19 protein-coding genes are annotated in these 21,164 nt (G+C 64.4%); 15 read left to right on the plus strand and 4 right to left on the minus strand.

Annotated elements, in window-relative coordinates:
• Positions 1-45 precede the first annotated feature (45 nt).
• Positions 46-1,386: an NHL repeat-containing protein gene (locus tag H3H39_RS03870; protein WP_220461429.1), complete on the plus strand. Its 1,341-nt coding sequence runs from the start codon at positions 46-48 to the stop codon at positions 1,384-1,386.
• A 63-nt stretch (positions 1,387-1,449) separates the two neighbouring features.
• Here H3H39_RS03870 and H3H39_RS03875 read toward each other — a convergent pair whose 3' ends face one another.
• From H3H39_RS03875 to H3H39_RS03885, 3 genes are all read right to left on the minus strand, one after another.
• Complete coding sequence (locus H3H39_RS03875; protein WP_182152007.1) at positions 1,450-3,330, minus strand: methyl-accepting chemotaxis protein; 1,881 nt, start codon at positions 3,328-3,330, stop codon at positions 1,450-1,452.
• Positions 3,331-3,715: 385 nt separating this feature from the next.
• Complete coding sequence (locus tag H3H39_RS03880) at positions 3,716-5,038, minus strand: homoserine dehydrogenase (protein ID WP_182152008.1); 1,323 nt, start codon at positions 5,036-5,038, stop codon at positions 3,716-3,718.
• A gap of 74 nt (positions 5,039-5,112) precedes the next feature.
• Positions 5,113-6,345 (minus strand): pyridoxal phosphate-dependent aminotransferase, encoded by a 1,233-nt coding sequence (locus tag H3H39_RS03885; protein WP_182152009.1) that lies wholly within the window; start codon positions 6,343-6,345, stop codon positions 5,113-5,115.
• A 211-nt stretch (positions 6,346-6,556) separates the two neighbouring features.
• Between H3H39_RS03885 and H3H39_RS03890 the strand changes: the two genes are divergently transcribed.
• The 11 genes from H3H39_RS03890 (at position 6,557) to H3H39_RS03940 (ending at position 17,541) form a co-directional block, all read left to right on the plus strand.
• Positions 6,557-6,955, plus strand: coding sequence for an Mth938-like domain-containing protein (locus H3H39_RS03890; protein WP_182152010.1), 399 nt, complete (start codon positions 6,557-6,559; stop codon positions 6,953-6,955).
• Positions 6,955-8,619, plus strand: coding sequence for a glycosyltransferase family 39 protein (locus tag H3H39_RS03895; RefSeq protein WP_182152011.1), 1,665 nt, complete (start codon positions 6,955-6,957; stop codon positions 8,617-8,619). The genes H3H39_RS03890 and H3H39_RS03895 overlap by 1 nt, the downstream gene beginning before the upstream one ends.
• A gap of 27 nt (positions 8,620-8,646) precedes the next feature.
• Complete coding sequence (locus H3H39_RS03900) at positions 8,647-9,018, plus strand: DMT family transporter (RefSeq protein ID WP_182152012.1); 372 nt, start codon at positions 8,647-8,649, stop codon at positions 9,016-9,018.
• Between the two features lie 143 nt (positions 9,019-9,161).
• Positions 9,162-10,298 carry a DegT/DnrJ/EryC1/StrS family aminotransferase gene (locus H3H39_RS03905; protein WP_182152525.1) on the plus strand — a complete coding sequence of 379 codons (1,137 nt, stop codon included), beginning with the start codon at positions 9,162-9,164 and terminating at the stop codon, positions 10,296-10,298.
• Positions 10,299-10,321: 23 nt separating this feature from the next.
• Positions 10,322-11,308, plus strand: a complete 987-nt coding sequence (locus H3H39_RS03910) for a glycosyltransferase (RefSeq protein WP_182152013.1) — start codon at positions 10,322-10,324, stop codon at positions 11,306-11,308.
• Positions 11,305-12,264: a formyltransferase gene (locus H3H39_RS03915; RefSeq protein WP_182152014.1), complete on the plus strand. Its 960-nt coding sequence runs from the start codon at positions 11,305-11,307 to the stop codon at positions 12,262-12,264. Before H3H39_RS03910 ends, H3H39_RS03915 begins: the two co-directional genes overlap by 4 nt.
• Positions 12,265-12,285: 21 nt before the next feature.
• The gene (locus H3H39_RS03920) at positions 12,286-13,338 is read left to right on the plus strand and encodes a bifunctional UDP-4-keto-pentose/UDP-xylose synthase (RefSeq protein ID WP_182152015.1); all 1,053 of its coding nucleotides are present in this window, start codon (positions 12,286-12,288) and stop codon (positions 13,336-13,338) included.
• 16 nt (positions 13,339-13,354) lie between these two features.
• Positions 13,355-14,320: a polysaccharide deacetylase family protein gene (locus H3H39_RS03925; RefSeq protein WP_311196847.1), complete on the plus strand. Its 966-nt coding sequence runs from the start codon at positions 13,355-13,357 to the stop codon at positions 14,318-14,320.
• Between the two features lie 72 nt (positions 14,321-14,392).
• Entirely contained in the window at positions 14,393-14,863 is a 471-nt protein-coding gene (locus tag H3H39_RS03930; RefSeq protein WP_182152016.1) for a peroxiredoxin, read from the plus strand.
• A gap of 266 nt (positions 14,864-15,129) precedes the next feature.
• Positions 15,130-16,983, plus strand: a complete 1,854-nt coding sequence (locus H3H39_RS03935; RefSeq protein WP_182152017.1) for a PhoH family protein — start codon at positions 15,130-15,132, stop codon at positions 16,981-16,983.
• A 270-nt stretch (positions 16,984-17,253) separates the two neighbouring features.
• On the plus strand, positions 17,254-17,541 hold the full coding sequence (locus H3H39_RS03940) for a type II toxin-antitoxin system HicB family antitoxin (protein WP_182152018.1): 288 nt from the start codon (positions 17,254-17,256) through the stop codon (positions 17,539-17,541).
• 17 nt (positions 17,542-17,558) lie between these two features.
• Here H3H39_RS03940 and H3H39_RS03945 read toward each other — a convergent pair whose 3' ends face one another.
• Positions 17,559-18,299: a glutathione S-transferase gene (locus H3H39_RS03945; RefSeq protein ID WP_182152019.1), complete on the minus strand. Its 741-nt coding sequence runs from the start codon at positions 18,297-18,299 to the stop codon at positions 17,559-17,561.
• Between the two features lie 289 nt (positions 18,300-18,588).
• Here H3H39_RS03945 and H3H39_RS03950 point away from each other — a divergent pair, with 289 nt between their 5' ends.
• The 3 genes from H3H39_RS03950 to H3H39_RS03960 all read left to right on the plus strand — a co-directional run bounded on the left by H3H39_RS03950 (position 18,589) and on the right by H3H39_RS03960 (position 21,093).
• Positions 18,589-19,512 carry a glycosyltransferase family 2 protein gene (locus tag H3H39_RS03950; protein WP_375540402.1) on the plus strand — a complete coding sequence of 308 codons (924 nt, stop codon included), beginning with the start codon at positions 18,589-18,591 and terminating at the stop codon, positions 19,510-19,512.
• Positions 19,502-20,236, plus strand: coding sequence for a class I SAM-dependent methyltransferase (locus H3H39_RS03955; RefSeq protein WP_182152020.1), 735 nt, complete (start codon positions 19,502-19,504; stop codon positions 20,234-20,236). The genes H3H39_RS03950 and H3H39_RS03955 overlap by 11 nt, the downstream gene beginning before the upstream one ends.
• A gap of 95 nt (positions 20,237-20,331) precedes the next feature.
• On the plus strand, positions 20,332-21,093 hold the full coding sequence (locus H3H39_RS03960) for a sulfite exporter TauE/SafE family protein (protein ID WP_182152021.1): 762 nt from the start codon (positions 20,332-20,334) through the stop codon (positions 21,091-21,093).
• Positions 21,094-21,164 lie beyond the last annotated feature (71 nt).

The raw sequence follows: 21,164 nt of genomic DNA on the forward strand, positions 1-21,164 counted from the left end.
ATGATTGCATTTCTCAGCGATCGTCTGCCAGCCCTGAAGGCCAACATGAAAAGCAATGCAGTCGCCACCCGCCTCGCCATGCTCGTTTGCGCGCTCCTGGCCGCTTGTGGCGGCGGGAGTCAACCGGCTGCGCCGGGCACCGTCACCTTAAGCGCCAGCGTCAGCAATTTAACGGCCGCGGGCCTGGTGCTATCGAATGGCACGGACAAGGTGACCGTGCCCGCCAACGCCACCAGCGTCGCCTTCCCGACCGCAATGGCCCGCGGCGGCGCCTACAACGTGAGCATTGCCAGTCAACCGCCGGGATTCACGGATATTTGCGCGCTGAGCGGCGGCACGGGCACGGCAAGCGACGTCAACGCGATCAACATCGCCGTCTCATGCCGTCCGGCCGTCGCCGTCGTCACCACGTTCGCCGGCAGCGGCACGCCGGGTCACGCCGATGGGGCTGGTGCCGCCGCCAGTTTTAATGGTCCGGGGCATATCGCCGTCGATGCCGCCGGCAACCTGTATGTGGCCGACACCGGCAATCACACGATCCGCAAGATCACGCCCGATGGCAACGTCTCGACGCTGGCCGGGAGCGGCACGCCCGGCAACGCCAATGGCATGGGGGCGGCGGCCAGTTTCAACAACCCATCGGGCGTTGCCGTCGACGCCACGGGCAATGTCTACGTGGCCGATTTCCGCAACAACCTGATCAGAAAGATCACGCCGGCCGGCCTGGTCACGACACTGGCCGGCGATGGCAGCCATAACAGCGCAAATGGCGCCGCCATGTCCGCCAGCTTCGCATTTCCTGGCGACGTCACGCTCGACTCCGCCGGCAATCTCTATGTCGCCGACGTCGACAACTACCTGATCCGCAAGGTCAGCCCGGCGGGGTTGGTGTCGACCTACGCCGGCATCGGCAGCCCAGCCATGCCCTATTACGGCAACGGTCCGGCCGCGACCGCATCGTTCAACCTGCCCGCCAGCGTGCGCGCGGACGCCTCGGGCAACGTCTATGTGGCGGATAATCGCAACAATTCGATACGCAAGATTTCGGCCGACGGCATGGTCACCTCAGTCGCCGGCGACCTTTACGCCAAGAGTGGCAGGGTCAATGGCACGGGAACCGCGGCGACATTTTCCGCGCCCAATGGCATCGCCATGGACGCGTCGGGCAATATCTACGTGGCCGATTCCGGCAACAATTTGATCCGCAAGATCAGCGCCGCAGGCGTGGTGACGACGATCGCCGGCAACGCCAGCGACCAGAGTGTCAATGGCACCGGAACCGCGGCCAGCTTCCGCGATCCGGCCGGCGTGGCGGTGGACGGCGCCGGCAACGTCTACGTCTCCGATTCAGGCAGCAACTTGATCCGCAAGATCAGCGCGCAGTGACCGTGAGCGGCGGATTACGGCGGCGTGGCGACACTTGCCCGATGCCCATCCGCCGCTATCCCATCAATCCCGCTCGTCGAGCTTGAACACGCTGACCACGGCCGCCAGATTGGCCGCCTGTTCCTGCAGCGAGGCGGCGGCCGCCGCCGCTTGCTCCACCAGCGCCGCGTTCTGCTGCGTGGTGCTGTCGATTTCCGTGACGGCCAGGTTGACCTGGGCGATGCCGTCGCTCTGCTCGTGGCTGGCCGACACGATCTCGCCCATGATGCTGGTCACCTGCCCGACCGAGGCGACGATCCTGGCCATGGTGGCGCCCGCCTCGTCCACCAGCGCGCCGCCGGCGTCGACTTTGGCGACGGAGTCGCCGATCAGCTCCTTGATCTCCTTGGCCGCCGCCGCGCTGCGCTGGGCCAGGTTGCGCACTTCCGACGCCACCACCGCGAAGCCGCGCCCCTGCTCACCGGCGCGCGCCGCCTCCACCGCCGCGTTCAAGGCCAGGATGTTGGTCTGGAACGCGATGCCATCGATCACGCCGATGATGTCGACGATCTTGCGCGAACTGTCCTTGATCGAGGCCATCGTCTCCACCACCCGGCCCACCACCGCGCCCCCCTGGGTGGCGTAGCCGGACGCCGACTGCACCAATTCATTGGCATGGCGCGCGCTGTCGGCGTTCTGGGTCACGGTGGCCGTCAACTGCTCCATCGCGGACGCCGTCTGCTCCAGGCTGGAGGCCTGCCCTTCCGTGCGGGCCGACAGATCCAGGTTGCCGCTGGCGATCTCGCGCGATGCGAGGGCCATGGTTTCCGTGCTGTTGCGTACTTCCCGTATGGTGTGATTGAGCGAGGACACGAAACGGTTGAAGGCGTCGGCCAGCAAGCCGATCTCGTCGCCCGACTCCACCGTCATGCGGCGCGACAGGTCGCCATTGCCGTCGGCGATCTGGCCCAGCATCTGCGCCGCGCGCGCCACCGGCGCGGCCATGGCGCGGCTCACCAGGTAGATGATGAACAGGCCGATGCCGCCGCCCACCAGGCCGCCCACCAGCGCCGCCAGCAATACGGAACGGGTCACCTGGCCCAGCACTTCGTGCTCGGGCACTTCCGCGATCACGTACATATTCAGTTCCGGCACGAACGACGAGGCGACGATGCGCTTGCCGTCCGGCGCGCTGTAACTGGCCGTGGCGAATGGCTGGCCGCCCAGCAGCTTGCCGCTCAGCTCCTCGCCAAAGCCGGGCAAATCCTTCATGAAATGCTTGCTGTCGGCCAGTTGCGGATCGCGGTGCACGAGCAGCATGCCGTTGGGCCGCACCAGGTAGACGAAGCCCGACGCGCCGATCTTGTCGTTGCGGATGGTCTCGGCCAGCTTGTCCACCGACAGCCCGAGGCTGCCCACGCCGATCTTGCCGTCGCCGGCGTCGAAGCGGGTGTTGATGAACACGTTATAAGTGGTGCTGCCCTGTTCCTTGTCCAGGTTCAGCGTATAGGGCTTGCCGCTGGCGAGAAAGCCGTAGAACCACTGATCCGATGGCGCGTTCTTGTCGACCGTGCGGCGGAAACCCGTCTCGTCATAATACTTGCCGGTGGCGGCCGAGACCCAGGACACGGACGCCGCCTTGCTGACTTTTTTCGCGCTTTGCGCATAGGCGATCCAGGCCGCGTCGCCGCTCTCGGGCAGGCCGGCCTTCTCCCAGTCCAGCAGGAAAGTGTTGGCGCTGATGGCCAGCGCCGACGCGACCGGTTCGCCGATCTGGCGCAGGATGTCGTTGCGGATCTCGCCCACCACGGCCGGCAACTCCTGCTCCACCACGCGCGCGCGGATAGTGTTGCCCGTCATGACCACACTGAGCGTGGCCGACAGCGCCAGGAACAACAGCAGGCAAAGTGCCATGCTCGACATCAGCTTTTGCTGGATCGACAGGCGGCGTAGGAATTCAGACATGTGCTCTCCCCCCGGAATGTGAATTGGCGCTCTGACGGCGACCTGATGACTGCGCATGCCGCGCTGGCCGCACGAGCGACGCGCCGGCCACGATGAATCCAGCGTAATCGATTTCCATTCCACATTGCAACGAACTGTATGCAGCGGGAACAGTGCCCCATCCCGCCGTCCAGGCGCCCACCACAAGCCCCGCCCGGCCGCCCACGACGCACGCCATCCTGGGTAGCTGGACGGCAATAGTCGCTATCACTGTACCGCTATGAAAGGCGTTGCGCCACCGCCGCATCGATGGCCCGCGCATGCTGTCGTTTTACGGCGAAAAAAAAAAGAGGCCAGCGCCCGTTGCCGGGGGCTGGCCTCGTCGCCGCGCGGGCGGGCTGGGTGTTTAGCTCAGGTTTTCCAGGCGGATCTTGGTCACGCTGCCGAACACGCTGGCCAGGCCTTCCATCTTGGCGATGGCCGCTTCCACGTTCTTTTCCTGGGTCTGGTGGGTCAGGATGATGATGTCGGTGCGGATCTCGCCTTCGGCCGGTTCCTTCTGCAGCATGGCGTCGATCGAGATGGTGGCGTCGGCCAGGATACGGGTCAGGTCGGCCAGCACGCCGGGCTGGTCGGCCACGTTCATGCGCAGGTAATAGCTGGTGGTGATCTCGGACATCGGCAGGATCTCGATGTCGGTCATCTCGTTGGGCTGGAACGCCAGGTGCGGCACGCGGTGTTCCGGATCGGCCGTGGCCAGGCGGGTGATGTCGACCAGGTCGGCGATCACGGCCGACGCGGTCGGCTCGGCGCCGGCGCCCTTGCCGTAGTACAGCGTGGCGCCCACGGCGTCGCCCTGCACCAGCACCGCGTTCATGGCGCCTTCCACGTTGGCGATCAGGCGCTTGGCCGGGATCAGGGTCGGGTGCACGCGCAGCTCCACGCCTTCCGTGCCGTTGACCTTGGCGCGCTTGGCGATGCCCAGCAGCTTGATGCGGTAACCCAGTTGCTCGGCGTAGCGGATGTCGACGGCGTTCAGCTTGGAGATGCCTTCCACGTACGCCTTGTCGAACTGCACCGGAATGCCGAACGCGATCGCGGCCAGGATGGTGGCCTTGTGCGCCGCGTCCACGCCTTCGATGTCGAAAGTGGGGTCGGCTTCCGCGTAGCCCAGTTCCTGCGCCTGCTTGAGCACGGTGGCGAAGTCCAGGCCCTTGTCGCGCATCTCGGACAGGATGAAGTTGGTGGTGCCGTTGATGATGCCGGCCAGCCAGTCGATGCGGTTGGCCGTCAAGCCTTCGCGCAGCGCCTTGATGATGGGGATGCCGCCGGCCACGGCCGCCTCGAACGCCACCATCACGCCTTTGTCCTGGGCGGCGGCGAAGATCTCGTTGCCGTGCACGGCCAGCAAGGCCTTGTTGGCCGTGACCACGTGCTTGCCGTTGGCGATCGCTTGCATCACCAGCGCCTTGGCCGTGTCGTAGCCGCCGATCAGCTCGACGACGATGTCGATTTCCGGATCGTTGACGATGTCGAATGGATCAGCCACCACCTTGACCTGGCCGCCGGTGCGCTCCTTGGCCCGTTCCAGGTTGCGGGCCGAGACGGCCACCACTTCAATCCCGCGGCCGGCGCGGCGGCGGATTTCTTCCTGGTTGCGGCGCAACACGTTGAACGTACCGGCGCCAACGTTGCCGACACCTAACAGACCTACTTTGATGGGATTCATAACAACACTCGTTTCATTACGGTGATAGCAGGCGCCGCGTCGGCGGCGCCCGGTTGATAAGGGGCGGAAACGGCTCAATAGCCCAGGCTGTGACGCTTGCGGTAGCTTTCCATGAAGCGCGCGATGCGGCCGAACGCTTCCGTCATATCGTCCGTGTTCGGCAGGAACACGACGCGGAAGTGGTCATGGTTGATCCAGTTGAAGCCACTGCCCTGGACGATCAGCACTTTGGTTTCCGCCAGCAGTTCGTATGCGAATTGCTGGTCGTCCGCGATCGGGTAGATCTTCGGATCGAGGCGCGGGAACATGTACAGCGCCGCTTTCGGCTTGACGCAGGTGATGCCGGGAATATCGGTCAGCAGCTGGTAAGCCAGGTCGCGTTGCTTCAACAGGCGTCCGCCCGGTCCCACCAGGTCTTGTATGCTCTGGTAGCCGCCCAGCGCAGTCTGGATCGCAAACTGGCCTGGCGCGTTGGCGCACAAACGCATCGAGGCCAGCATGTTGAGGCCCTCGATGTAATCTTTGGCATGGCCCTTCTCGCCCGACACCACCATCCAGCCGGAACGGTAGCCGCAGGAACGGTAATTCTTGGACAGGCCGTTGAAGGTCACGCACAGCACGTCGTCGGCCAGCGAGGCGATCGACACGTGCTGGGCTTCGTCGTACAGCACCTTGTCGTAGATCTCGTCGGCGTAGATGATCAGCTGGTTCTGGCGCGCGATCTCGATGATCTCGCGCAGCAGTTCGACCGGGTACAGCGCCCCGGTCGGGTTATTCGGGTTGATGATGACGATGGCGCGCGTGTTGGACGTGATCTTGCTGCGGATATCGGCCAGGTCCGGATACCAGTCCTGCTGCTCGTCGCAGATATAGTGCACCGGCGTGCCGCCCGACAGGCTGACGGCGGCCGTCCACAGCGGGTAGTCGGGTGCCGGCACCAGCACCTCGTCGCCCGTGTTGAGCAGCGCGTTCATGGCCATCACGATCAGTTCGGAGGCGCCATTGCCGAGGTAAATGTCGTCGATGGTGACGCCGCGGATATTCTTGCCTTGCGTGTAATGCATCACCGCCTTGCGCGGCGCGAACATGCCCTTGGAATCCGTGTAACCGGCCGCGTTGGGCAGGTTGACCATCATGTCGTGCACGATCTCATCGGGTGGATCAAAGCCGAACACCGCCAAGTTGCCAATATTCAACTTCGTGATCTTGTGTCCTTCTTCCTCCATTTGCCGGGCTTTTTCCGGCACCGGCCCGCGGATCTCGTAGCACACTTCCGCAAGTTTGTTCGATTTATGAATCGGTCGCAAAATAAAATCCTGTGTTGGTGAGGCAAAACGTCGCGGCCTGCCAAAATACCGGCGCTGGCCCATGCTGCAATGCGAAAAGACCCATTCTGCCGAAAGCCTCCCATTTAATCAACCTTTGCGGGGGGCGGCCCCAGGAAAAACGCTACAATGACGCTTCTTTTTCCGACCAATGACCGCGACGAGTCGTCCAGACCGCTCGTCTTTACCGCCTATGAAGCTCCACGCCAGCAGTACCCAACAATACCAGACCGTCACCGGCTACGATGACACCGGGGTCGAAATCAACGCCCAGCGCTATAACTTCAGCCTGATCGTGCTGCCGGAAACGGCGCCCCGGGCCTGGGGTGCGCCCGTCTTCGAGCAACTGACGGAAGCCCATTTCAACGACATCCTGGCACTGGCGCCCGACGTCGTGATCCTGGGCACGGGTGAGCGCCAGCGTTTCATCCACCCCAAGCTGACGGCCGCGCTGACCATGCGCCGCATCGGCGTCGAGTGCATGGACAACCAGGCAGCTTGCCGGACTTACAACATCCTGATGGGCGAAGGCCGCAAGGTCACGCTGGCCTTGATCCTGGGTGGAAACGCGGGCGCGGGTGAGCCGGCCTGATGAACAACGACCTGTATAACTCCAAAAAACTGCTGTGGTCGCTCGCCATCACCTTCACGCTGGTGTGGCTGTACGTGCTGGGCTGGCGCACCCTGGTGCCGCCCGACGAGGGCCGCTACGCCGAAATGGCGCGCGAAATGTTCACCACGGGCGACTGGATCACCACCCGCCTGAACGGCATCAAGTACTTTGAGAAACCACCGCTGCAAACGTGGATGAACGCGCTGTCGTTCGCCGTGTTCGGCCTGGGCGAATGGCAGGCCCGCCTGTGGACGGGCTTGTGCGGCCTGACGGGCGTGCTGCTGACCGGCTACACGGGCCATAAAGTGTTCGGCGCGCGCGCCGGCTTCTACGCCGCACTGGCGCTGGGCGCCAGCCTGTTCTGGGTAGCTTCGGGCCAGATCGATTCGCTCGACATGAGCTTGTCGGGCATGATGACCATCGCCCTGTGCGCCCTGCTGCTGGCCCAGCGCGACGCCGCCACGCCCGCCGAACGGCGCAACTGGATGCTGGTGTGCTGGGCAGGCATGGCGCTGGCCGTGCTGGCCAAGGGCTTGATCGGCCTGGTGCTGCCGGGCGCCGTGCTGGTGCTGTACACGCTGGCCGCGCGCGACTGGGCCATCTGGGCCCGGCTGCACCTGGGCAAAGGCTTGCTGCTGTTCTTCGCCGTGGCCACGCCGTGGTTCGTGCTGGTGGCCCTGAAGAACCCGGAACAGCCGCACTTCTTCTTCATCCACGAGCATTTCGAGCGCTTCCTGCTCAAGACCCACCACCGCGAAGGTCCGTGGTACTACTTCTTCGTCATGCTCATCCCCGGCATCATGCCGTGGCTGGGCGTGCTGCCGCAAAGCCTGCTGGGCGCGCTGCGCCTCGAACAGCGGACCGTCTTCCAGCCGCGCCTGATGCTGCTGGTGTGGGCCGTGTTCATTTTCTTCTTCTTCAGCTATTCCAGCTCCAAGCTGCCCGGCTACATCCTGCCCATCTTCCCGGCGCTGGCCCTGCTGATCGCCGTCTACCTGGAAAACGCCTCGCGCCCCAACCGCGTGTTCGCCGCCGTGCTGCTGCTGGTGGTGGGCGTGGCCGGCATCGCGGCCATCCCGCAGATCGCCCACATCAAGGTCCACGACCCGGCCGAAGTGAAGATGCTGGAAGCCTACCAGCCGTGGGTGCTGGCGGCCGCCATCATCGCCGCGGCCGGTGGCGCGCTGGCCCTGCTCCATGCGCGCCACCTGCGCCGTGACGCCAGCGTGCTGACGCTGGCCATCGCCGGCTTCCTGGCCACCCAGATGGTGCTGGCCGGCTTCGAGCCGTATGGCAAACTGCGGGCCGGCAAGGCGCTGACCCACCGCATCGCGGCCGAACTGGCGCCGGACACGAAAATCTATTCGGTCTCCACCTATGAACAGTCGATGACCTTCTACCTGGGCCGCACCGTGACACTGGTGGATTACTGGGATGAATTCACCTTTGGCCTGGAACAGCAGCCGGAACTGTCCATCCCCACGGTCGACGCCTGGATCGGCATCTGGCAAAAAGACGCGGCGGCCGGCGTGAAGGACATCGCCATCATCGACGTCGAGGATTATCCGAAACTGCAAGCGCGCGGCGTGACCATGCGCGTGGTGGCCGAAGATACCCGACGCATGGCCGTCGCCAACCGGTAACTTATTAAATTATTAATTAGATAGTTAATGAACATCGCAACCTTCAGTTTTATCGTCACGGGCGTGCTGCTCAACGCCCTGGCCCAGCTGCTGCTGAAAGCCGGCACCAAGTCCGTCGGCGCCATCCACCTGACCATGGACAACTGGTTCGCCATCGGCCTCAAGGTGGCCACCCAGCTGCCCATCATCGGCGGCCTGACCTGCTATGTGCTGTCGGTGGTGTTGTGGATCATCGCCCTGTCACGGGTGGACGTGTCGATCGCCTACCCCATGCTGTCGCTCGGCTATGTGGTAACGGCCGTGGGCGCCTGGTACTTCTTCGGCGAAGCCGTGTCGGTGCAACGGATGGCGGCCATCGTCGTGATCCTGATCGGCGTGGCCCTGCTGGCCCGCAGCTGAGTTTTTCTGGTTCCGGTTTTGCCGGCCGGCCAACAAAATGGCCGGTCAAATCCAGAACCCATTAGAATATGCGCTGCCCTTGGGGGCGGTGCGCCACCAGCGCCCGCCCATCCGCAAGAACAAGATTGAGAGTGACCAACGATATGAGCGCTGCCCTGCCCTTCCTGCCTTTTTCCAAACCCACCATCGATGAAGCCACCATCGCCGCCGTCGGCGAGGTGCTGCGTTCTGGCTGGATCACCAGCGGCCCGAAAGTGCAAGCCTTCGAGGCCAAGCTGTCCGAATACTTCGGTGGCCGCCCCGTGCGCACCTTCAATTCCGGCACCTGCACCATGGAGATCGCGTTGCGCATCGCCGGCATCGGCCCTGGCGACGAAGTGATCACCACCTCGATCTCGTGGGTGGCCACGGCCAACGTCATCATCGAAGTGGGCGCCACGCCCGTCTTTGCCGACATCGACCCCGTGACCCGCAATATCGACCTCGACAAGCTGGAAGCGGCCATCACGCCCCGCACCAAGGCCATCATCCCGGTCTACCTGTCCGGCCTGCCCGTGGACATGGACCGCCTGTACGCCATCGCCAACAAGCATAAACTGCGCGTGGTGGAAGACGCGGCGCAGGCGTTCGGCTCCGAATGGAAGGGCAAGCGCATCGGCGCGTTCGGCGACTTCGTCTCGTTCAGCTTCCAGGCCAACAAGAACATCACCACCGGCGAAGGCGGCTGCCTGGTCCTCAACAACGAGGACGAAGCGCGCCTGGCCGAGAAATACCGGCTGCAGGGTGTGACCCGCAGCGGCGTGGACGGCATCGACGTCGACGTCCTGGGCGGCAAGTACAACATGAGCGACATCATGGCCGCCATCGGCCTGGGCCAGTTCGCCAATATCGACGCCATCACGGCCCACCGCCGCGCGCTGGCGCGCCACTACTTCAGCTGCTTCGGCCCAGACTTCGAAGCGCAATCGGGCGCGCAACTGCCGCTGCAGGCGTTCGACACCAGCAACTACCACCTGTTCCAGATCGTGCTGCCCGACCAGGGCCCGGACACGCGCGCCAACTTCATGCGCAAGATGGCCGAGTACAACATCGGCACCGGCTACCACTACGCGCCTATCCACCTGTTCACCATGTACCGTGCGCGGGGCTTCAAGGAAGGCATGTTCCCCGTCTCGGAAAAAGTGGGCCGCCTGACGGTCACGCTGCCCATGTTCTACGCCATGACCACCGCCGACGTCGAGCGCGCCGTGGCCGCCGTCAAAGCCATCCTGATTAAATAATGACCGCAATGACCGCAACATCCATGAAACCAGAAATATCCGTCGTCATCCCGGTCTACAACGAGCAGGCCGGGCTGCAGACCCTGTTCGACCGCCTGTACCCGGCGCTGGACGCGCTGCAAACCAGCTATGAGATCGTGTTCGTCAACGACGGCAGCCGCGACAACTCGGTGTCCATCCTGGCCGAGCAGTTCCGGGCCCGGCCCGACGTCACGCGCGTGGTGCTGTTCAACGGTAACTACGGCCAGCACATGGCCATCCTGGCCGGCTTCGAAGCGGCCCGCGGCGACATCATGATCACGCTCGACGCCGACCTGCAAAACCCGCCCGAGGAAATCCGCCACCTGGTGGCCAAGATGCGCGAAGGCTACGACTACGTGGGCTCGATCCGCCGCAAGCGCCAGGATTCGGCCTGGCGCACCTACGCCTCCAAGGCCATGAACCAGCTGCGCGAGCGCATCACCAACATCAAGATCACGGACCAGGGCAATATGCTGCGCGCCTACGGCCGCAACGTGATCGACCTGGTCAACCAGTGCGGCGAAGTGAACACCTTCGTGCCGGCGCTGGCCTACCGCTTCGCCCGCAAGCCGACGGAAATCCTGGTCGAGCACGAGGAACGCGCGGCCGGCGAATCGAAGTACTCGCTGTACAGCCTGATCCGCCTCAATTTCGACCTGGTGACGGGCTTCTCGCTGGTGCCGCTGCAAATGTTCTCCATGCTGGGCATGGCGCTGTCGATCGGTTCCGGCTTGCTGGTGCTGGTGCTGCTGGTACGGCGCCTGTTCCTGGGCGCGGAAGCGGAAGGCCTGTTCACGCTGTTCGCGATCGCGTTCTTCTTCATGGGCGTGATCCTGTTCGGCATCGGACTGCTGGGCGAATACGTGGGCCGCATCTTCCAGCAAGTGCGGGCCCGCCCGCGCTATGTGGTGCAGACCATCCTGCAACAGCAGCACGGCCATGAAACCCTGGACCTGGACGAGGTTGAAAAACGCTCGGTGGCGCGATGACGGACAGCCAACCGCAACGCCGGCCGCGCGCCGTCGTCTTCGCCTACCACAATGTCGGCGTGCGCTGCCTGAAGGTGCTGCTGGCCGGCGGCGTGGACGTGGCGCTGGTGGTCACCCACCAGGACAGCGAGAGCGAGAACATCTGGTTCGACTCCGTCATCTCCGTCTGCGACGCGGAAGGCATCCCCTACATCACGCCGGACGACGCCAAGTCGCCCACGCTGCTGGCGGTGGTGCGCGCGGCCCGGCCCGACCTGATGTTCAGCTTCTACTACCGCCACATGCTGCCGGCCGAACTGCTGGAAGTGGCGCCGGCCTACAATATGCACGGCTCGCTGCTGCCCGCATTCCGCGGCCGCGCGCCCGTCAACTGGGCCGTGCTGCACGGCGCCCACGCCACCGGCGCCACCCTGCACGAAATGACGGTCAAGCCCGACGCGGGCGCCATCGTGGCCCGGATGGAAGTGCCGATCCTGCCCGACGACACGGCCTTCGAAGTGTTCGGCAAGGTCACCGTGGCGGCCGAGCAGGCCCTGTGGCATGTGCTGCCCGCACTACTGGCCGGCACCGCGCCGCGCCTGCACAACGACCTGAGCCAGGGCGGCTACTTCGGCGGCCGCAAGCCGGAAGACGGCCGCATCGACTGGAACCAGCCGGCCCAGACCGTCTACAACCTGCACCGCGCCGTGGCGCCACCCTACCCGGGCGCCTTCACCGACATCGGCGCGGTGCGCTATGTGCTGCAGCGGGCCCGCCTGTACAAGCCAAATAATAAGCATAACTACAACATTGCCGCCGCAAGTTTGCGTCCGGGCTTGACAGTAGTGGATAATTGCATCTTTGGCGTGTGCGGCGATGGCCGCATGCTGGCGATTTCCGCCTTGACGGCCGACGGTGAACCCATCACGGCCCAGCAGTTGCACACCCGCCTGGCCGCTGCCGCCAGCGGACAATGAACATTACCTAGAGAACATCACATGAAAAAAGTCCTCATCCTCGGCGTCAACGGCTTCATCGGCCATCACCTGTCGAAGCGCATCCTGGAAACGACCGACTGGCACGTCTACGGCATGGACATGAGCACGGACCGCATCACCGACATCCTGGAAAATGATTCCTACAAGTCGCGCATGCACTTCTTCGAAGGCGACATCACCATCAACAAGGAATGGGTCGAGTACCACGTCAAGAAATGCGATGTGATCCTGCCGCTGGTGGCCATCGCCACCCCATCGACCTACGTCAAGCAGCCGCTGCGCGTGTTCGAACTGGACTTCGAGGCCAACCTGCCCATCGTCCGTTCGGCCGCCAAGTACGGCAAGCACCTGGTGTTCCCATCGACCTCGGAAGTGTATGGCATGTGCCACGACGAGGAATTCGATCCCGAAAACTCGGAACTGATCTGCGGCCCGATCAACAAGCCGCGCTGGATCTACTCCAACGCCAAGCAGCTGATGGACCGCGTGATCTGGGGCTACGGCATGGAAGGCCTGAACTTCACCCTGTTCCGTCCATTTAACTGGATCGGCGCCGGCCTCGATTCGATCCACACGCCAAAAGAAGGTTCGTCGCGCGTGGTGACCCAGTTCTTCGGCCACATCGTCCGTGGCGAGAACATCTCGCTGGTCGACGGCGGCAACCAGAAGCGCGCCTTCACCGACATCGACGACGGCATCGACGCCCTGATGAAGATCATCGACAACAAGAACGGCGCCGCCACCGGCAAGATCTACAACATCGGCAACCCGGTCAACAACTACTCGATCCGCGACCTGGCCGGCATGATGCTGAAACTGGCCGAGGAATATCCGGAATACGCCACCGGCGCCAAGCAGGTCAAGATCGTGGAAACCACGTCCGGCGCCTACTACGGCGCGGGCTACCAGGACGTGCAGAACCGCGTGCCGAAGATCACCAACACCTGCGAAGAGCTGGGCTGGAAGCCATCGACCACCATGGCCGACGCGCTGCGCAAGATCTTCGACGCCTACCGCAGCCAGGTGGCCGAAGCGCAAGCCCTGATGGATTGATGATTTGACCGGCACCGTGCAACACCAGCGTCGGCCCGTGCTGACGCTGAAGATCGACGTCGACACCTATCGCGGCACCCGCGAGGGTGTGCCCAACCTGGTGCGCATGCTGCAAGCGCACCAGGCCCACGCCACCTTCCTGTTCTCGCTGGGCCCCGACCACACGGGATGGGCCTTGCGGCGCGCCTTGCGGCCCGGCTTCTTCAGCAAGGTGTCGCGCACCTCCGTGGTGGAACACTACGGCCTCAAGACCCTGATGTACGGCACCCTGCTGCCGGGACCGGACATTGGCAAGCTGTGCGCGGCCGAACTGCGCGCCGTGCGCGATGCCGGTTTCGAATGCGGCATCCACACCTGGGACCACGTGCTGTGGCAGGACAACGTGGCCAAGCGCCACGCCGCCTGGACCGTGGCCATGATGCGCAAGGCGGGCGCGCGCTACGCCACCGTGTTCGGCGCGCCGGCCCACACCCATGGCGCGGCCGGCTGGCAGATGAACGGCGCCGCCTTCATCGAGCATGACACGGCCCGCTACCGCTACGCGTCCGACAGCCGCTGCGTGCTCAATGAAAACGGCACGCTGGCCAACCCGGCCGACGGCCCGCACCGGCTGTCCGTGGACGGCAAGGTGCTAGCCTGCATCCAACTGCCCACCACCTTGCCCACGCTGGACGAGCTGCTGGGGTGCGAGATCGACGGCACCGTCATCACGACGGCCAACATCGCCGACTTCCTGCTCAAGCTGACGGCCGGCGCCACGCGCGACCATGTGTACACTTTGCACGCCGAGCTTGAAGGGCAAAAACTCGCCCCCATCTTCGAGCAGTTATTGGCCGGCTGGCGCGCCCAGGGTTATCAGCTGGCGTCCATGGCCGACCATTACGGGCAGATCAAGGATGACGTGCTGCCCGTGTGCCCGATGACGTGGGGCGAATTGCCGGGTCGTTCGGGCCAGCTGATGGTGCAAGGCGCCGCCCGCTAAGCAGTACCCCAAGAAGGCGAAATGTCTTCCAAGCCGTATCCCTCTTGCTGTTCACCGTTCAGGAGAAAACCTGTGGCTGATCGCCAAACCGTAGCACCTGTCGCCGATTTTTCCGCCGCCATGACGGGCGGCCAGACCTTCCAGCTGGCCGGCCGTCCGGCCCGCCACACGGTGCTGTACTTCTACCCCAAGGACAACACGCCCGGCTGCACCACCGAGAGCATGGCGTTCCGCGACCTGCATGCACAGTTCCAGGCCGCCGGTGCCGAGATCTACGGCATCAGCCGCGACTCGCTGCGCTCGCACGAAGGCTTCAAGGCCAAGCTGGGCTTGCCGTTCGAACTGATTTCCGACCCCGAAGAAGCGTTGTGCCAGCAATTTGGCGTAATGAAACTGAAGCAGATGTACGGCAAGACCGTGCGCGGCATCGAGCGCAGCACGTTTGTCATTGACGCTCATGGGCAATTGGTGAAAGAATGGAGAGGCGTGAAGGTAGCAGGTCACGTCGATGAAGTGCTGGAATTCGTGGCGCGTCAGGCTTAGTCAGGCTAAAGGCGCGGTGCGAACGTCCAGTTTGCCCAACCGTAGCTAGTCCATGCGCAACCGGCCATTTTGAGTCAGCACTGTACCAACTCTCACCCTACATGGTGGCCAGCCGGCCACCACGCGGTATCTTACCCGGGCCGATCGTGTGCCCGTCGGCAGTCCTGTAACCCTGTTTCCCCCGCATCCACCCCATCCGGCCGCCTCGCCCGCGCCAGGCGCACCCATGGGCGGATTCCTCCAGAATTTATTTGATCGAGATCCTGATGCCACTGCCAAAAATTCCAAGTAAGCCAGCGACTTTACTGCTGGCAAAAGATTACCCCAAAGCCAGCGGCGCCAACCCCACCCCGGCCATCGCCGCCGAGGTAGCCGCACCGGCGACGGCGGCCAAGAAGGCGCCGGCCAAGGCAGCCGCCAAGCCGGTCGCCGTGGCCAAGCCAGTCGCCGTGGCCACGCCGGCCGTGGTCGCCAAAGCCGCGCCAGCGGCCAAGCCGGCCGCCGTCAAGGGCAAGCCTAAGGCGGCCATCCTGCAGGCCGCGCCGCCGCACGCGCCGGCTGGCGAAGCATCGCCCACCCCGTCCAAGGTCAAGGCCGCGCCAGCGGCCCGCGCCAAGGTCACGCCGATCACGGCCGAAGCGCCCCATCCGGCCAAGCACAAGCCGGTGGAAGTGTCGCTCAAGTCCTCCACCAGCCGCCACGCCGACCAGACCGGCCAGACCAAGCTGTTCGTGCTCGACACCAACGTGCTGATGCACGATCCGTCGTCGCTGTTCCGCTTCGAGGAGCACGACGTCTACCTGCCGATGATGACGCTGGAAGAGCTCGACAACCACAAGAAGGGCATGACGGAAGTGGCCCGCAACGCGCGCCAGGTGTCGCGCACGCTGGACGCGCTGGTGTCGAACACGGACGACGACGCGATCGAAAAAGGCATCCCGCTGTCCAAGCTGGGCAACAAGGACGCCAAGGGCCGGCTGTACTTCCAGACCCGGCTGCAAAGCGCGGACTTGCCGGCCGGCCTGCCGGTGGGCAAGGCCGACAACCAGATCCTGGCCGTGGTCCGTTCGCTGGAAGGCGAGCAGGAAGGCCGCCCCGTGGTGCTGGTGTCGAAAGACATCAACATGCGCATCAAGGCGCGCGCGCTGGGCCTGCCGGCGGAAGACTACTTCAACGACCATGTGCTGGAAGACACCGACCTGCTGTACTCGGGCATCGTCCAGCTGCCGGACGACTTCTGGAACAAGCATGGCAAGGACATGGAGTCCTGGCAGGAGAACAAGAACGGCCAGAGCGCCACCTACTACCGGGTGACGGGTCCGTTCGTGCCCTCCATGCTGGTCAACCAGTTCATCTTCCTGGAACCGAAGAATGGCGAAGCGCCGTTCTACGGCCAGGTCAAGCAGATCAACGGCAAGACGGCCGTGCTGCAAACGCTGCGCGACTTCTCCCACAACAAGAACAACGTGTGGGGCGTGACGGCCCGCAACCGCGAGCAGAACTTCGCCTTGAACCTGTTGATGAACCCCGAGTGCGACTTCGTCACCCTGCTGGGCCAGGCCGGTACCGGCAAGACCCTGCTGGCCCTGGCGGCCGGCCTGGCGCAAGTGCTGGAAACCAAGCTCTATAACGAGATCATCGTGACCCGCGTCACGGTGCCCGTGGGCGAGGACATCGGCTTCCTGCCAGGCACGGAGGAAGAGAAGATGTCGCCATGGATGGGCGCTTTCGACGACAACCTGGAAGTGCTCAACAAGTCCGATTCGGATGGTGGCGAGTGGGGCCGCGCGGCCACCCAGGACTTGATCCGTTCGCGCATCAAGATCAAGTCGCTCAACTTCATGCGGGGCCGCACCTTCGTCAACAAGTTCCTCATCATCGACGAAGCGCAAAACCTCACGCCCAAGCAGATCAAGACCCTGGTCACGCGCGCCGGTCCCGGCACCAAGATCCTGTGCCTGGGTAACATCGCCCAGATCGACACGCCCTACCTGACGGAAGGTTCGAGCGGCCTGACCTACGTGGTGGACCGCTTCAAGGGCTGGTCGCACAGCGGCCACGTGACGTTGGCGCGCGGCGAACGTTCGCGCCTGGCCGACCACGCCAGCGAAGTGCTGTAAGCGTTTCCCGCCTCACCCCAGCCCCGCCCGCAGCAATGCCGGCGGGGCTTTTTACTTGAGTACTCAAGTACCAAGGCGACACCCGCTGCGGCGCACCAAAACGGGGCTCGATGGTGGTCGCGCCACGACGGCGCGCGCGCTTGCGGCATCGCGTCGTAAATTGGCGGTCCCATGCACGAAATAGCTTGAAGCCTGACCTTGTCCGTGTAAAACTTAGTCTTGCAGCGCAACGTCAGCAATGGCCGCCCACTTTCCACAGGACAAGCCGCTATGGACATCCCTATTCTGATCCACATGGACAAGGAAAGTGTCTACGGCGTCACCGTACCGGACTTGCCCGGCGTGCGCTCCTCGGGCGCCACCATCGACAAGGCCATGAGCAACGCCGCCAAGGCCATCTACGGCCATGTGGGTCAGCTGGTGGAACAGGGCAAACCATTCGAGATCAAACCCTCTCCCGTGGAAACGCTGTCGCGCGAACCCGATTACGCGGGCGGCATCTGGGCCCTGGTCAGCTTCGACCTGGCCAGGCTGGACGATCCGCCGGACGACGACTGACGCGCCACCGCGACGCCTTAACGGTCCAGTTCCGGATAGTGGCGGAAAATCCCCTCTTCATTGAACGACAGGCGCCGCGCCGACTTCAGGTAGGCCGCGATGCGCGGTTGCGCCGCCACGCTGTCGCGCAGCGCCAGCAGCCGCGGCCACGCGTCCTGCTGGCGCGCCATCGCGTTGGGAAACGCGTAGCGCAAGCCTTCCACCAGCTGGAACAGCGACAAGTCCACATATGACAGCCGGCCACCGACGGCGTGGTTGCCGCGCGCCCGATTGCGTTCCAATACGCCTTCAAAATAATCGAGGTACTTGGGCAGGCGCTGCGCCGTGAAGTCGGCCGCGCGGGTGCGGGCGGCCGGCTTTTGCTGTTCGTAATACAGGTTGGTGGACAAGGGGTGATGGCAGTCGTGCACTTCGTTCACGATGTCGGCGATGGTCAGTTGTAACTGGTTGGCCCACAGCCGCCCTTGCTGCGCGCGCGGCGCCAGGCCGTGGCGGGTGCCCAGGAACAACAGAATGTTGGCCGTCTGCCCGATCAGCAGTTCGCCGGCCCGCAGCACGGGCGGCGCGAACGATGGCTGCGGTTCAAGCGCCCCATCCAGGCTGGCCAGCATGGCCGGCATGCCGCGCGCGCCCCGCCGGCGCGCCACGTCCACGTAGGGCACGCCGGCCTGCTCCAGCGCCAGCCGCACGAATTCGCCGCGGCCCTGGATGCCGGGCCAGTAGTAGAGCTGATAGGGAACGCCGGGCTGCTTGTCCATCGGCCCATGTTAGCAGCTTTTCGCCACCTCTCCTTCAACGCCGACATCCGCCAGCATGGTCTATGCGGTGCATATTGACGCAGGATGTACACAATTGTTAACGCCCACCCAAGCCGACATTGTCGAATCGCCAAAGAATCATGCATACTGGTGGCGCGCTGCTGACGCCGATCCGCCAGTTCGCCACCTGTCCAGCATGACAGGAATGCGAACACCTACAGTCACGGGATTGCCTACGATGATGATGCGACCAACCACACCATGCGGACAACCCGACCTAGTCTCCATCGTGGTTCCATTCTTCAATGAAGCCGACGGTATTCAATTGTTCCACCAGACCTTGCGGCCCATCCTCGACAGCCAGCCGCAGGTGCGCTTTGAAGTCATCTGCGTCGACGATGGCAGCCAGGACCACACGCTAGAACAGTTGCTCGCGCTGTCCGGTCTCGACGGCCGGTTCCGGGTAATCGAGTTGTCGCGCAACTTCGGCAAGGAAGCGGCGTTGACGGCCGGCATAGACATGGCCAGCGGCGAGGCCGTCATTCCCATCGACGCCGATCTGCAGGACCCGCCCGAGCTCATCGCCGCCCTGCTCGCCGAGTGGCGGCGCGGCTTCGACGTGGTGCTCGCCCGGCGCGTGGATCGGACTGCGGACTCCTTCCTGAAGCGGACCACCGCCAGCCTGTTCTACAAGGTCCACAACCAGATCTCGACCATCCAGGTCCCGCAGGATGTGGGCGACTATCGGCTCATGTCGCGCAATGCCATCGAAGCGCTGAAACAGCTGCCGGAAAACCAGCGCTTCATGAAAGGCTTGTTCGCCTGGATCGGCTTTCGCAGCACCACCATCGACTACGTGCGCCATACCCGCGCCAGCGGCAAGACCAAGTTCTCCGGATGGCGACTGTGGAACTTCGCGATCGACGGCATCACCAGTTTCAGCACCGCGCCGTTGAAGGTGTGGACCTATATCGGCGGCGCGGGGGCCGTCCTGTCCCTGTGCTACGCCTCGTTCATCGTGCTGCGCACGCTGATACTGGGGGTGGACGTGCCGGGCTTCGCTTCGCTGCTGGTGGCCATCCTGTTCCTGGGCAGCCTGCAGTTGATCAGCATCGGCGTGCTGGGGGAGTACATCGGCCGCATCTATCTGGAATCGAAACAGCGGCCCACGTATATTGTGCGTCAACGTTATGGAGTCGCCGATGAGTCCTGAAGCGTATCTGGAGATGGCCGCCACGGAGCAGCACCACTGGTGGTTCACCGGCCGCCGTGCCATCCTCGATGCCGTCCTCGCCGGCATGGGCCTACCGGCCGCAGCGCGCATCCTGGAAATCGGCTCGGGCACGGGCGGCAATCTCGACCTGCTGGCCGGCCATGGCACCGTCAGCGCCGTGGAAATGGATCCGACCGCCCGCTCGATCGCCCTTGACAAGACCGGCCACCGGTTCGATATCCGGCAGGGACGCTGCCCCGACAACGTGCCATTCCCGCCCGCATCCTTCGATCTGGTCTGCATGTTCGACGTGCTGGAACATATCGACGAGGATGTGGCCACGCTGGCCGTGGCGAAGGCTCTGCTTGCCAGCGGAGGGCGCATCCTGCTGACGGTACCGGCCAACCGCTGGATGTGGGGGCCGCATGACGTGTTCCTGCATCATAAGCGCCGCTATAGCTCCGCCGAGCTGCGCCGTAAGGCCGGCGCCGCCGGGCTGCGCATGGAGCGGCTCACGCATTTCAACACCCTGCTGTTCCCGCTGGCCGCCGTCATGCGCATCAAGGACCGCCTAGCGGGCACGCAAGCGGCCAGCGGCACCGCCATCCCCGCCGCACCCATCAACCAGGTCTTGCGCCACGTCTTCAGCAGCGAGCGCCACCTGTTGCGCTGGATGCCCCTGCCATTTGGGGTGTCCCTGCTCGCCATCCTGTCGGCCGCCTGAGCGCCGGCGTTTTGGATGGCTGGCCAGAGGCACCTGGCCGGCACGGGTATAATTCTGCTCCGCGCGCCCTTTTCCACCTTGTCACCCGATCCGCCATGCCATCCGTTCCGCCGCTAGAGATATCCGTCGTCCTGCTGATCGCCGCCGCCGGCTTCTTTGCCGGCGTGCAGAACGCGCTGGCCGGCGGCGGCTCCTTCATCACCTTCCCGGCCCTGCTGCTGGCTGGCCTGAATCCGCTGGCGGCCAACATGACCTCCACCATCGCCATGTTCCCCAGCCAGACCACCTCGGCCGTGGCCGGCCGCAAACTGGCCGGCGACGTGGGGCCGCTCACCTTCCGCCAGATGTTCGCCATCAGCGTGGCCGGCGGCGTGGTCGGGGCGCTGCTGCTGCTCAACACGCCGGCCTCCTTCTTCGCCCGACTGGTGCCGTGGCTGGTGCTGTTCGCCACCTCCATGTTCGCCTGGGGCAGTTTCCGCCGCCAGCCGCTGCACGCGGCCAGCGCCATGCCGCGCTGGACACTGGTGCTGGTCCAAAGCTGCATCGCCGTCTATGGCGGCTATTTCGGCGGCGGCATCGGCTTCCTGATGCTGGCCGCGCTCACCATCGCCGGCCAGCAGGTGCGCGCCGCCACCGCCACCAAGAACGTGCTGGCGATGGCCATGAACGCGGCCGCCACGCTGATCTTCGCCACCTCGCACCTGATCAGCTGGCCAGCCGCGCTGGCCCTGTGCGCGGGCGGCATCGCCGGCGGCCTATGCGGCGCCTGGCTGATCCACCGCCTGCCGGAAAAGGTAATGCGCACCTTCGTGGTGCTGGTCGGCGCCACGCTAACCGTGTGGATGTTCATGCGTTAAAAGATAGACAATCCCCGCCGCCCCTGCTATGTTGGCTGCATCACCGCCAGCATGGGAGGGTCGCCTTGGAA

Source organism: Rugamonas apoptosis (assembly GCF_014042355.1).
In the GTDB taxonomy this organism is placed as follows: domain Bacteria; phylum Pseudomonadota; class Gammaproteobacteria; order Burkholderiales; family Burkholderiaceae_D; genus Rugamonas; species Rugamonas apoptosis.